The organism is Halobacterium sp. DL1, assembly GCA_000230955.3.
Taxonomy (GTDB): domain Archaea; phylum Halobacteriota; class Halobacteria; order Halobacteriales; family Halobacteriaceae; genus Halobacterium.
Window position 1 is genome coordinate 72,053 of the sequence record CP007061.1, and the last position, 12,962, is coordinate 85,014.

Consider the following 12,962-nt stretch of genomic DNA (forward strand, 5'->3'; position numbering starts at 1 on the left):
ACCGATGATGTTAGCACCACTGGGACCAGCGGTTGCCGAGGCCCTCCGGATCGGGATCGGCTTCCTCTGGACAGCCGCCTGGGCGATCATCATGGGATTAGTGATCACCAGTCTCGTCCAAGTTTACGTCTCGAAAGAACGAATGGCTGCCGTGCTTGGCGATGCCGATATGGCCGGTGTCACGAAGGCCACGCTGTTCGGCGCTGCCAGCAGCGGCTGTAGCTTCGGTGCGGTCGCCATCGGGAAGGGGCTCTTCAAAAAGGGTGCCCACGTCGTGAACTTCCTCGCGTTCATGTTCGCGTCGACGAACCTCATCGTCGAACTCGGATTGATGATCCTGATCCTGTTGGGCTGGGAGTTCCTCGTTGCCGAGTTACTCGGTGGTCTCATCCTCATCGCAGTGATGGCAGTGATCGTCCAGTTGACGCTTCCAGAAACCCTCTTTGAGGAGGTTCGCACCGAACTGAATCAGCGAGATCACGACCACGGCGTGACCGAGGATCCGACCTGCGGAATGGAGGGGCGAGACGAGTATTCGCTCGTCACGGATGGTGGCGAGACGCTGAAATTCTGTTCGGAGGGTTGTATGGAGACCTATCAGCAGGAGGTGGCCAGCAGTGGGAGCTGGCGAGACGAACTCCTGTCGTGGGGTGGCTGGTACAAGGTCGGCAACCAGTATCGCAAGGAGTGGTCGATGCTCTACACGGACGTGATAGCGGGCTTTCTGATCTCTGGATTCGTCATCGTGTTCGTCCCACAGTGGGTCTGGAACACGCTGTTTTTGCAGGGCGACGGCATCCTTGTCAGCGCTGAGAACGCAGTCATGGGCGTGGCTATCGCTGTTATTAGCTTCGTCGGTAGCATGGGAAACGTCCCGTTCGCCGTTGCGCTCTGGGGTGGCGGTGTGAGCTTCGCCGGTGTGATCGCCTTCGTCTATGCCGACCTCATTACAGTCCCCGTGCTCAACGTCTACCGGAAGTACTACGGCTGGAGTGTGATGCTGTATATCCTCGGCGTGTTCTTCGTGACGATGGCATTCACGGGGTTTCTCATGGAACAGCTATTTAGTGTGTTAGGGATCGTCCCCGATCTCGCTGGTGGCATGACTGCGAGCGAGCAGACCTATTTCGAACTGAACTATACGTTCTACCTCAATCTGATCGCGTTCGCACTCTCAGGATTCCTTCTCTACGTGTACCGACGCGGTCTGGGAGCACCCGGTCAGTACCGGGATCCTGTCTGTGGAATGCGAACCGGCGAGGATGGTCCAACCGTCATCCACGATGGTGATACCTACCATTTCTGTTCGAAGGCGTGTCGACGAGCCTTCGAGGAGACACCCGAGGAGTTCGCTATGATCGATCCAACAGTCTCGGGCGCTCACGATCACCATTGATAAATCGGGCTCTGTTGAAATCCTTGAAGATTTACATGTTTGTCGTGTAATTCCATGAGATGAAGACCCTCCCGAAGTCGCAGATTCTCCGTTTTACTGAGAAGGCGATCCACCTAGCACGCCGAGCAGTCTCTCGATACTCCTCGAAGTTTTCTAAACACCGCTATACACTCCCGCAGCACGTTGTTCTACTGTGTCTCAAAGTTCGGAAGAACACGACCTATCGTGGTCTGCTTGACGAACTGATCGAGATGCCACGCATTCGTCAAGCTCTTGGATTAACTGAACTACCTACGCCATCAACGCTCTGTAAGGCGTTCAATCGGCTTGATATGGCTGTATGGCGTGTTGTATTGACTCTCTCAGCGACGCTACTTCCGACGAGTGGAATCGTTGGAGTTGATGCGTCAGGGTTCGACCGCAGTCACGCCTCAAAACATTACACGAAACGGGCTGAACTCACGATTCAGCAGCTCAAAGTGACGCTGTTGGTAGATACGAAAGTGAACGCAATTCTCGATCTGCACGTGACGACGACACGAAAACACGATAGTCAGATCGCTCCATCGTTGGTCAAACGCAACCCCGAGACCATCGACATTCTGCTCGGTGACAAAGGCTACGACGACCAGAAGATCAGACGACTTGCCCGTCACCACGAGGTTCGGCCACTGATTAAGCATCGTGAGTTCACATCTCTCCACAAGGCATGGAACGCACGCTTAGACGCTGATCTCTACGGACAGAGAAGTCAATCAGAGACGGTCAACTCAACGCTCAAACGAAAGTACGGTGCCTTCGTTCGCTCCCGACAATGGTGGAAACAGTTCCGTGAACTCGTTCTTAGATGTCTTGTCCACAATATCGACCGAGCCCTCTAAGATCAGTACAGAGCAAAGGTCCCACAATCGTTATCTCATCAGGCATTAACCCATTATGTATGTCAAAAGTAATTTGGACACTTGCTGTAGCATATGGTCTCGTTGGACTCGGTCTATTCTACAGTTTAGCAGTAGATTCTAGTGAGCTATTTTTAGCCATGACTACCGTCATCTATGTTCTAATGCTTCCATTAGCATATCTAGTCTATAAAAAACGGGTTGTAAGTGAGTAATCGCTCAAGAAACAGCCAATTCCCACATCTACGTAGCAGCTGTGTCACTGCTAAAAGTGTTAGTTCAATAGGATTTCAACAAAGCCTATGTACCTTAAACTGGCTATTTTGGATTGGTATACTAGATAAATATTGATGAGTACTCATGTTTGAGGGATCATATCTTAGCGATTTCTTGTGAAAATAGGTCGTGAACATTCTGTGTCATTCGCAACTTAACACGTCTGGTTAGTGCCAGCGATTGCACTTCAGCGTTCCGTCGACGACGACCAGTCCGAGAATCGTCAACCCAACGCTCCCTCGAAAACACGTCTTGAATGTCGCAAGTGCGGTCGAACGACTGAACATCAGTTCCAGGAGTTCGAGCCGCTCCCAGATGACGAATGGTCTGGCCAGCCAATGTGGGAGTGCCGGGTGTGTCAGTCACCTCGTCACGGACCAGACCCCGAGTAGGATAATCGGTTGAACAACACCTTAACCAACACAGGATGCCTACACGAAGTCTGTTGGTTAAGGCTGGTGCAGGGCTTCAGCGGGAGACATCAGCGTACCTGCTTCGTTTTTCTGCGCCAGAAGTCGGCGGAGGCGTACATGATGGACCCGCGAGACACACCAGGATACCGACTGCATCGCGCACTCAGCAACCTCAACAGCATCGATATCGAGCAACTGGACTCTCCCGACCGAGAGCGAGTCGTTGAGGCCACGACGCTTCTGGAACAAGTAGGACTGCTCACTCGGCCAGGTACTTCGGAGAAAGCAAACACCAAGGCCGAATCCTGAGGAAAGGCTCGGTCGAACAGCACCGATTTAGCCTCTCTCTCAATCGGTTCTGTTGGAATCCTCTGACTTTGTCGACAGCATTATTTTCTCGGCTACAGCAGTAGTGACAGTGACCCTCCATACGAGACGCCGACTACTCGCGACCATCGGGGCCGCCAGTAGCGCCGCCCTCGCCGGCTGCTCAACCGAGCGGTTCGGCGGAGGCTGGCCCCGAACTACTGAGACGACAACTGACCCGATTCCCGGTGAGGAACGCGGCTGGGCGCAGTTCGGTCGCACACCCGGTCATGCGGGGTTCGCCCCCGAGGTCCGGGTTGATGATCCCGACCCGGTCTGGTCGGTCAACTTCGAGGGTGGCCTGACCTCCCCGGCCGTGGTCGAGGATCGAGTGTTCGTTCACGCCGGGCCAGCCCCGGAGTCGGGCGAAGCTGGCACAGTGCTCGCCCTCGACGGGGGCGGCGAAGAACGCTGGCGGCGGACGCTGCCGGGTGGAGGCGGCGGGTCATCTGGGTGTCCCCCGGTCGTCCACCGCGGCTCTGTGTACGTCGGCGGCCTAGATGGGGTGTACGCGCTCGACGCCCGCGACGGGAGTCCGCGGTGGAGTCGGGAAACTTCCGGATCGGTGAACGAGGCAGTCCTCGGCCGCGATGATCGGGTATTCGCCTCTACTGGTGAGACGCTGCTGGCGCTCGACACGCGCGGCCAAGAAGGCTGGACCTACACCACCGGCGACGACCGATTCTCGACGGCCGCCCCCGCGGCTGGCAGCGGCTACGTCCTCTACACGACACGGGTGCTTGGGAGCGTCGTCGCCATCCAGCCCGGCACTGTTGGGGACCCGCTGACGGAGTGGCGGTACGCACCCGGAGAGACCGACTTCGACACCCCAACCGTGGTCGATGGCGACGCATACATCCCTGGCGACCGGCTCCACGCGCTGTCGGCCGCGACCGGGGAGGTTCGCTGGACGGCCCCCGTACGATCGACAGCCGGCGTCTCGACCGACGGGGACCGGCTCTACCTCCCGATCGATGACGGGGCGCTGGTGGCGCTCGACACCGCGGATGGCACCGAGCGCTGGCGTGTCTCCCTTGCCTCCGAGGAGGGCGTCTTCCTCCGGACTCGCCCGCTCGTGACCGAACGGTCTGTCATCGTCACTACTGAGAAGCCGGGACTTGATGAGCCGGCGAACACGTTCGCCGTCGACCGCCGGAACGGGGAGGTCCGCTGGCAACGCGAACAACCCGGTAACATCGGCTACGACGCGGTCGCAGCGGGCGGACGGCTCTACGTTCCGGTCCTTTGGGACTTCACCCTCGACAGAGAGAGCGGCGGGACACTAGTGGCACTGGCCAACTGAGCCGGGTCTCGCAACAGCGAGTCCGTCAGCATCGCACACGAGCTTTGTCTGGATCGAAACGTCAGGAGAAATGGTGAGTCCGACGCGTTCACGGGATGGACGTGCCACGTTCGCTTCGCTGCTCTTCGACAGCAACGAGGAAAGCAAAGAGCTAGAGAGCGCTCGCAGTGCTGGAAGGAGTACAATATGTGGAAAGTACAAGTGTGACATTCCCGATACGAGCGCTCTATTCAGCACCGTCTCAACGGATTGTCATGGAAGGTCTATTTCAACAGAGCTTCGCAGTCGATTTTATTCCCCCCGAAGGGGTGCGGGGGTAGGAAAGTGCCCTCGAGGACTAACAATGGCAACACTCCAAGCAGCGACGGCGTCGACCGGCGCGACCGTAACCGATGCACAGGCAGTCCGCCAGCTCTGCGAAGCACATTGCTTCGGGACCCTGAATTGGGAAGTAGACGAAGAAGGAGAGCTCATCATCTGGGGCTACGACGCCTTCGAGATCTACGAAACTCGTGAGGATGGACTTCCAGACTACGAAGGTGGTCTCGTCACTCACGAATTCCTCCGAAAGCTGGCCAACTATCTCGAATCCGGTGAAGAACTCGACATCCAGACCGCGGGGTACACGAAGTGTCGGTTCCCGGTTCTGGCGAAGCGATACGTGGTTCGCGACGGCGAGGTCCTCTACGCGGACCTCAGCACCCTCAAAACGATAGAGGAGTAGCCGAAAATCAGTCTCCCCGCGAGATGCGAAGGTCCTGTTTTTCGAGGGCTGAATGACTGAGCCCTCAGGGCTTCGTGATTTAATGTCTGAACAACCATCGAACGATCCGTTTGAGGAGTGTGAGCTGAGCCCAGACGCGATTCTTGGCACTCACACCTTCGAAGACGTACTATTCACAGACGAGACGGAAACACCCGTGAATGTGTTGAACGGTGAGACGCCAGCACATTCGCAAGCAAGCGTCGACGAAGCTCGAGTCTTCGCCGCCGGAATCGACAGTGACACGCCGCACATCGCACTCCCGGCATCAGTCGAAGCGCAAATCGAAACAGCAAGCAAACCCTACACAGCTGCTGCCTTCTTCCACTTCAAGGCGACCGGGTCGCTCAAGCGACATCGTGCATACCACGCCGCCTATAACTCGGATACGTTCTCAGTTGAGTTCGAGGCCGACTACGAGAGCGGAGACCTGACGATCAGCGTCGAGGAGGAGGACTGCCAGTCGGAGATCGAGAACGTCTAGCCAGCATCGTCAGTACTATTTTTTGAGCGCCGGCGATGGGTGCCGGCGCATCACGTAGCGAGGCAGTGTGCAGTCGCGTGCGTCGGCAGACGAAGGTGAAAACCGATGCACATGGTCATTTACGCACTGGTAGAGGCATCGACACAGAACGACGCGTTGGCCACTGGGAAGACGGTGTTCGACCGACTAGTGGGAGCGGATCCACATTCATCCGCCGTGTTCGACTACTATGTGTCCTTCGACGAGGAGAACACGACGGTTGCGGGCAAGGCTCGATGGGGCGATTTACCGGCCGCATCCCCCGTTGACTCGGACGATGGACAGGACCTACTCGACCAAGGGTGGGAAGCGACGAAAGAAGAGTTCGAGCGCAATCTCGAACGGGTGAAGGAAGCCATCGACGAACTCTCCGACGAGGAAATCATGCGCGATGAGAACCTCTCTCGGCACGCGTTCCACCAGGTCGGTGCGTACGACGGGCCATCGGTGTTCCTGTACGATCAGCACGCGACCGGCATCCGCCATCGTGGACAGCTGGATCGACTCCTCGAAGAGAGTGAAGACCTCTGGATCGTCCCCGCCGACGTCCACTTCTAACCGATGCCCCGAATCACAAACTGGACACGGGAGAGTCGAACGCCGTCGCTCGCGTATCGAAACACCGAGACTGGAGCCCGAGCCGTTCTCCACCGTGGACCGGACTCCTACCGGTACAAGTGGCGAGCAGCAATCCTCGTCGACGGCTATCCGGTCTGGTCACGTGGCTTCGAGACGAAGCAGGCGACAGTCTTTCGGGACACTCTTCGAGACAGACCAACCCCCAAGTTGAGCTGCCCTGAGTGCCCGAATGACGACGTTCTCGTCGGTGAGAAGGCAGCTGACGGGGCGAACGTACAGCGCTGGTTCGACTGCCCCGGCTGTGGCTACGAAGCTCGTTCGAAGATCGTCTACGCTGCAGAACGCTGAAGCCACAAGACGTCCAGCGGTCGCGTTTTTCTGGGGCAGGAAGGGTGGCCCGAATCACACGGGCCAGATCCACAAATGAGCCTGGACGTCATCGACCGCCACAGCGAAGCACTGTTCGAGTTCCTCTGGTGTCCGGTCTGCGGGCACGAGGTGTTCAGCCACATCCCCTTCGAGGGCGTGTTCTGCAAGCACTGCAACACACAGGTGGAACTCCAAGAACCGCAAGAGGACCGTGGCTACGAGGAAGCTGTCCTCGCCTGCTTCGATACCGACACGACCTGGAATCTCCACGTCGACGAAAAACTTCGACGCGACCTGCCTGACGGATCGGCGAGGGTGAAGATTCTCGGCGCACCGGGTGACTACGAGATCGACTGGTGGAGTCCCGAACCCAGCGAGGACTGGGAACCGGTCAAGCACGGTGAGTTCGACGACATCGACGAGCCAGACGAGGTGTCACATCTGGCTTAGGGATGTTCGCTCCAGCATTCAGATAGTGAATCAACAGATCATTAGAGACTGCGGTCGCAGATCGCATTGACGAATCGTTGTTGAATCGAGTTTCGTCAACCTAAATCACGAAGCGTATTTATAGGTATGGCACTTACAGTAGACATAGATGCTCACTAAGGCCGGACTCGCCGTCATCGGCGCGTTGAGCACCGGCCGGGAAGCAACAGCAGCTGATCTCGCGATGGAAACCGAGTATTCGCAGACTCATCTCTACGACGTACTCGACGAGCTACTCGAATCGGGGTTGCTCGCCGAACACCGTGGGGCAAACAACCAGCGGGAGGTCTCCCTCACAGACCACCCAGTCGTCGAAGCGTACCGGGCCCTTCGATCCGAACTCGGACACGTTGAATGGCCCGACCTTCTCTCGCCGGCTACACTCCGGGTATGCTGGTATCTCGACGAGCCCCGACGTGTGTCTGAGATTGCCGAGCGACTCAAGATTACTCGGCAAGGCGTCCACAAGGCGCTGTCACCGCTCAAGCATCGCGCGATGCTATCCCCCTCCGGCCCAGAGTACGCGTTGAGTGAGGACCTCTCGCCGCTTCTGACGTTCGCTCGTGCAGTCGTCCGGCACGAGCACCGCTCGCGCGTCCGAGGACTTGCACCGAGTGCGACCGTCGAATGGTGTGATCCGAAGCGAGCACTCGTCCGCGTGCAGACAGCCGAGGATACAGAGGCACTCGAGGCCGCCACCGACTGGCAACTGACCGGGCTTGCTCGGTTTGCAGAGTACGGCCTGCAATTCTTCCTCGCCGGCGAACCCGCGTTCTGGTATGCGCCCGACGAGGAACTCACACCGGGCGAAGTGGTGTGTCACACGCTCGCCCTCGATAGCGGCTCCCGCCGGGTTAGCTATGCAATGTTGTTGATCGAGGCGTTAGATATCGACCAGGAAACGCTCACAGACACGGCAACGTGGTACGATCTGGAAACCACGGTCGCTGCGATGTACCAGGCACTTCAGGAAGGGGTCGAAGACTCGGACGAGATCCCTGTCGTCCTTCCAAGTGAATCAGAATTTATGGCGCTCAAAGAGCAGTACGGTGTAGTATGACGGTATTCAAAGGTGGCGAGGCGATCAAAGAATTCCTCGAGGAGTTCGATAGCTGGCTGTCGGAGTCCGTGACGGTCTATCTCCTCGGCGGATCTGCGATGACGGTCCGGGGATTGAAAGACCAAACCGAAGATATCGATCTTGCGGTAGGTGTTGTTTCTGAGTTCGAACACGTCTATCAGACGCTCACGTCACAGGGATTCACGGTTGTCGATGAACCAACAGAGTCGTTCGAGGGCGTCGGAAAAACCGTCGAACTGCATCACGACAAGCGCGGGTTTCGAATCGATATCTTCGAACAGCAAATCGTCGGGAAAGTCTGGATCACAGACCGGATGCGCGACCGGGCCGAAGAGTTCTGGACCGGGAGTTTCGTAACAGCGTTCATCCTCTCGGATGAGGATATGTTCCTGCTGAAAGCGGTTTCCGGCGGTGATCTAGCGAGTGGCCGTCGACGCGACATCGAAGATATGCGGAAATACGCCCAGCGTGGGCTGGACTATGAGTTGATTCTCACTGAGATCGACGAACAGCGACCGTTCAATACCGGCACGACTGAAGCACGGCAGATTCGTGATCGTTCGCATCCCCTATTCACTATCGAGATGGCAGTAAACTCACTGTCGGGGCTCCCAAACAAGTTCACCGCTCGTATCGCAGAGTTCGCGACGGAGTTCGAGGTCGAATATACCGTTCTGGGTGCTGTTGACGATGGGATCGACAACGTCGAAGTACTTCGAGATAGAGTTCTCGCGAATGTGCGAGCACTTTCGGACGACCAGGAAGACACCGTCGATGAAGCGATTGATCGACTAGTCGCAAAGCAGATTCTCGAGCGCGACGGAGATACAGTTCGACGCCGCTGAGCAGGTACTACATGTTTGAGTACAGACTTAGATGATGCCGCCACCCGCGAGCAGGACAATAACCGCCAGAAGCGCCACGACCACACTCCCTCCGGCCAGTAGCCTGTTCTCCATCGCTTTCTCGTGGAGGGGCATCGCCGCGTACTCCTCGCGGAACGCCTTGAGGTTCTGTTCGTCGTAGAAGTACTTCGTCTTCAACGCAAATCGCTCGGTGACCGCACACCCCGTACACACCGGCTCCTGCTCAAGCCGTTCGGTCTTGCTATGACTGTCGCAGGAGATTGCCCCGCAGTTCGGACAATACGTGTACGGCTCGTCGACGCCGCTCGTGTCACAGTGGACGCACCGATGGATCCCGTCCTCGGCGGTCACTCTGGACGGACCCGCTGCGTAGTACTCGTAAGGATAGGTGTACTCCTGAAGGTCAGTGGTGTGCCGAACCTCGGGGAGATACACCGGCTCGATCGTCTGGACGGAGATGTCCGAGCGGTTCGGCTCGCAGGTCTTGTTGTATGTGACGTTGTTGTCGCCGGTGTAGGTCACCGTCGTCGTGTGGTGCTGCTGGAGCCGCTCGACGGCCCACTCCTTGTACTCGGTCTGCGTCTGGCCGAACCGGTTCTCCTCGACGTCGTCGAACACTGCTCCGAACTGCTCGGCGTCGAGATCGACCGTCGCATGGAGGTTCTCGGTGACCAGCGTCCCGACGTCTTCGTCGACGACCTGCGGCTGCCCGCGTTCGGCGTGGACGACGAACCGCGTCCGGTCGTTGATCCGGTGGATGACACCCACCGACGTCTCGAAGACGGCGTTCGTGTCCGCGGTGACCGCGACCACTGGGCGGAACGTCACCGCCGAATGTGGTTCCGGGAGGTCGGCGCTCTCGATGTTCTCGATGTCGCGAAATGCCACCTCGACGGCCGCGTCGACGTCGGCGGCCGGATCGTAGGGACGTAGCGTCTCGTCGCAGAGAATCTCGATGCGGCCGTTGTAGAGGTCGAGGCCGATCTCGTCGGCGATCTCCCGGAGGTCCTCGCCATCGAGCAGTTCGATTGCGTGTGGGTCGTCGTTTTGCTGGAGGCGGTTTGCGTACTCCTGAGCAGGGTTCGTAAACCGGCCGGTCGTGACGACCATCCCGCGTTTGGGGCCGTCGAAGTCGAAGGTCGCTATGGCGGAGTGGAGCTTCTGGACGACGGGGCGTCCGACCGTCCCCGTGTGCTTACACTCGACGATGATCGCACGCCGCGTTCCGTCGACGACCTCCTCCATAAGGACATCGCGACCCTCGTCAGCCGTGCGGTCGGCCTGGCGGACGTTCTCGTAGCCGAGGTTACGGAACACGTCCTCGATCACATCCTCGAACTCGAACCCCGAGAGATCGTCCAGTACAGCCATTCCGAATTATGTGGACAGTACGTTGCAACTGTCAAATACGTTGCCGAACGCAGCCTCGTGTTGTTTTTGAACCCCCGAGAGGGGTGCGGGGGTGATCGAACGAACCTCCCGCGAACCAACCTATGAGTGGAATCAGCGACCCACGCTCACACGTACAGTCACGGACCTCGGCTGATCCCGACGTCATCTACGTCGGTTACCGTCGTCGAGGCCGCGCCATCGTCGAGAAGCAATCGGACCAAGAACAGCTCACGCCAGAGCGGAGTCTCGAGCTGGCGAATCACAGTCCTTCGGGCTTCGAATGGGGATATGGTGGCAGCGGGCCGGCCCAACTTGCACTCGCCCTCCTGCTCGATTACACGGATGACGAAGCGGTCGCCCTCGACCACTACCAAGAGTTCAAAACCGAGGTCGTGAGCCAACTGGACTGCGCAGGGTCTGCTGGACGCTGGCGACTCACCGGAGCCGAGATCGACGCAGTCCTTCGCGAAACACCCGGCGAGCCGGCCGCACCGTCCATCTAAATACTAATCACCGAAAGCAACCCATGTCAGAACATACCCAACCATCTCGTGCAGATGATGAACCGGCTGAATCGAGCGAACAGACGACACGAACGGAGTACGTCGAACGCAGTGATGTCGGCGTCTCCCTCACAGTGAAGCTCAAACGTGGAACCGGTACCAGGGATCAGGACGAGGTAATCGCGAAAGCGAAAGGCAAGACCCTCGAAGACGCTCGCGAGGACATGGAGGTTCTTCGGGAATATATCCATGATCTCGCAGAGGATGCCCGCCAGATCCAACCCGAGGAAGAAGACGGGTAACGGCGAGGGCTGTATTTTGTCGCCTCAGTAGTGGTGGAGGCGATCATCAGTGAGCAATCCAGATAGTCAAACAACAGACTCAAGCGAGCTTTCGCCAGAACAGCGGCTCGAGCCCCCGAATACGCGACTCATCAACGCTGGTATCGCGACGATTCACGACATGGAGACGCTCCGAGCCTGCGTCGCCTACGAGAATGCTAACCAGAACCGGACGCATATTCTGCGACGCCTCGAGTGGAAGGCTAGGGGGCTCCGTGAGGACAAGGAGTAGATTCCGGTCTTAACCAACAATCCAGAGTTGTATCACTAATTGTTGGTTAATAAGATGTAGTCCCGGTTTTTCGAGCCCCTGAATGGGTGTGGGGCGGCCAGCAGCGGCCTCGCAAGCCCAGTCATGTCCCTTGATCTGAGTGCAACTTCCAACACGGCTAGTGAAATCGCTGCCGCCAGACAAGCCGACGTCGTGGCCTTCCTCCATCGAGCGCCGTTCACCCTGGATGCCTATAAGGTCGGATTCCTACCCGGGTTCCGAGAGGACTGTGGATACCAGCAGACCCAGTATCAGGACCTGAATATCCCCGTCGGAATGCTCGACAACGACTTCCGGAACCCCGATCTGGATCGATTCGTTGATCGGTTCTTCGAGCACGAACCTCGGGTCGGTGTCATAGGCGATGTCTACGAATGCGACGGCGTCGACGCCCACGTCGCCGCCGCTCGCGAGATTCAGGCCAGCTACCCCGAGGCCGAGCTCATTATCGTCCCGAAGTCACGATCGGTGATCGACGCGATTCCGGAGGACCTCGTCCTTGGCTACTCGCGAGGCTATGCTGACCGGTTGGCTCACGAGTTCTCCGACCCAGCCGATTGGAGAGGGCGGCGCGTCCACATCCTCGGTGGGAGCCCGCCCAAGCAGCTCGACTCCATTCGACAGCTGACCCGACCGACACTCACCGACGAGCCACCGGCCGACATCGTCGGCGTCGACTGGAACGGGTTGCATCGTGGCGCACAGTTCGGTGAATTCTGGACGGCCGACGGCTGGGACGACAGCGGTCGCGACGCCGACCACGTCACCGTACGAAAGACGGTGCGCCACAGCCTTGCCCGCGTCCGTGAGTTTTGGAGGACCCACGGAATCTGGCCCGAATCGACACCGCAAGACGAGGGGCTCAACGTCGAGTACGAGGGACCGAGTCCTGCCGATCTCGAGGGCGCCGCCTGTTCCGAGTGCGGGGCGAACGTCTGGCGAACTCGCCGCGGCCCGTACGTCGCCGAATACGATACCGGCGCAATCTGTGGATACTGCAGCTACGAGTGCTACTTCAGTCACCGTCACCGGAACAACCTGGAGGAAATCGCCGGCGAGCAGAGCGTCTACATCCCGCCGGCGTGACTTCGCGACCTGTTTTTCGTGCCCCAGAGAGGGCGAGGGCTCCATC

General features: G+C 58.3%; 14 protein-coding genes. 10 read left to right on the forward strand and 4 right to left on the reverse strand.

Annotation, left to right across the window (positions count from 1 at the left end; genetic code table 11):
• The first annotated feature begins 7 nt into the window (after positions 1-7).
• Positions 8-1,396, forward strand: coding sequence for a metal ion permease (locus HALDL1_00290; GenBank protein AHG05490.1), 1,389 nt, complete (start codon positions 8-10; stop codon positions 1,394-1,396).
• Positions 1,397-1,827: 431 nt separating this feature from the next.
• Here HALDL1_00290 and HALDL1_00295 read toward each other — a convergent pair whose 3' ends face one another.
• Complete coding sequence (locus HALDL1_00295) at positions 1,828-2,079, reverse strand: hypothetical protein (protein ID AHG05668.1); 252 nt, start codon at positions 2,077-2,079, stop codon at positions 1,828-1,830.
• A gap of 1,323 nt (positions 2,080-3,402) precedes the next feature.
• Between HALDL1_00295 and HALDL1_00300 the strand changes: the two genes are divergently transcribed.
• The 7 genes from HALDL1_00300 to HALDL1_00330 all read left to right on the forward strand — a co-directional run bounded on the left by HALDL1_00300 (position 3,403) and on the right by HALDL1_00330 (position 9,302).
• A complete protein-coding gene (locus HALDL1_00300) occupies positions 3,403-4,653 on the forward strand; it encodes a pyrrolo-quinoline quinone (protein AHG05491.1) in 1,251 nt (416 codons plus the stop codon).
• A gap of 343 nt (positions 4,654-4,996) precedes the next feature.
• Entirely contained in the window at positions 4,997-5,377 is a 381-nt protein-coding gene (locus HALDL1_00305) for a hypothetical protein (protein ID AHG05492.1), read from the forward strand.
• Positions 5,378-5,459: 82 nt separating this feature from the next.
• Positions 5,460-5,900 (forward strand): hypothetical protein, encoded by a 441-nt coding sequence (locus HALDL1_00310; protein AHG05493.1) that lies wholly within the window; start codon positions 5,460-5,462, stop codon positions 5,898-5,900.
• 105 nt (positions 5,901-6,005) lie between these two features.
• Positions 6,006-6,497 carry a hypothetical protein gene (locus tag HALDL1_00315; GenBank protein ID AHG05494.1) on the forward strand — a complete coding sequence of 164 codons (492 nt, stop codon included), beginning with the start codon at positions 6,006-6,008 and terminating at the stop codon, positions 6,495-6,497.
• Positions 6,498-6,941: 444 nt separating this feature from the next.
• The gene (locus HALDL1_00320; GenBank protein ID AHG05495.1) at positions 6,942-7,337 is read left to right on the forward strand and encodes a hypothetical protein; all 396 of its coding nucleotides are present in this window, start codon (positions 6,942-6,944) and stop codon (positions 7,335-7,337) included.
• A gap of 148 nt (positions 7,338-7,485) precedes the next feature.
• Positions 7,486-8,436: a hypothetical protein gene (locus tag HALDL1_00325; protein AHG05496.1), complete on the forward strand. Its 951-nt coding sequence runs from the start codon at positions 7,486-7,488 to the stop codon at positions 8,434-8,436.
• Positions 8,433-9,302, forward strand: coding sequence for a hypothetical protein (locus tag HALDL1_00330; GenBank protein ID AHG05497.1), 870 nt, complete (start codon positions 8,433-8,435; stop codon positions 9,300-9,302). Before HALDL1_00325 ends, HALDL1_00330 begins: the two co-directional genes overlap by 4 nt.
• 27 nt (positions 9,303-9,329) lie before the next feature.
• Here the strand turns inward: HALDL1_00330 and HALDL1_00335 are convergent, their stop codons facing one another.
• The 3 genes from HALDL1_00335 to HALDL1_00345 form a co-directional block, all read right to left on the reverse strand.
• Positions 9,330-10,694, reverse strand: a complete 1,365-nt coding sequence (locus HALDL1_00335; GenBank protein AHG05498.1) for a restriction endonuclease — start codon at positions 10,692-10,694, stop codon at positions 9,330-9,332.
• A gap of 158 nt (positions 10,695-10,852) precedes the next feature.
• Entirely contained in the window at positions 10,853-11,083 is a 231-nt protein-coding gene (locus tag HALDL1_00340; GenBank protein ID AHG05669.1) for a hypothetical protein, read from the reverse strand.
• A 161-nt stretch (positions 11,084-11,244) separates the two neighbouring features.
• Positions 11,245-11,499, reverse strand: coding sequence for a hypothetical protein (locus tag HALDL1_00345; GenBank protein ID AHG05670.1), 255 nt, complete (start codon positions 11,497-11,499; stop codon positions 11,245-11,247).
• Between the two features lie 70 nt (positions 11,500-11,569).
• Here HALDL1_00345 and HALDL1_00350 point away from each other — a divergent pair, with 70 nt between their 5' ends.
• Together HALDL1_00350 and HALDL1_00355 are read left to right on the forward strand one after the other, a co-directional pair.
• On the forward strand, positions 11,570-11,791 hold the full coding sequence (locus HALDL1_00350) for a hypothetical protein (protein AHG05499.1): 222 nt from the start codon (positions 11,570-11,572) through the stop codon (positions 11,789-11,791).
• A 123-nt stretch (positions 11,792-11,914) separates the two neighbouring features.
• Positions 11,915-12,916 carry a hypothetical protein gene (locus tag HALDL1_00355; protein ID AHG05500.1) on the forward strand — a complete coding sequence of 334 codons (1,002 nt, stop codon included), beginning with the start codon at positions 11,915-11,917 and terminating at the stop codon, positions 12,914-12,916.
• Positions 12,917-12,962: the final 46 nt, after the last annotated feature.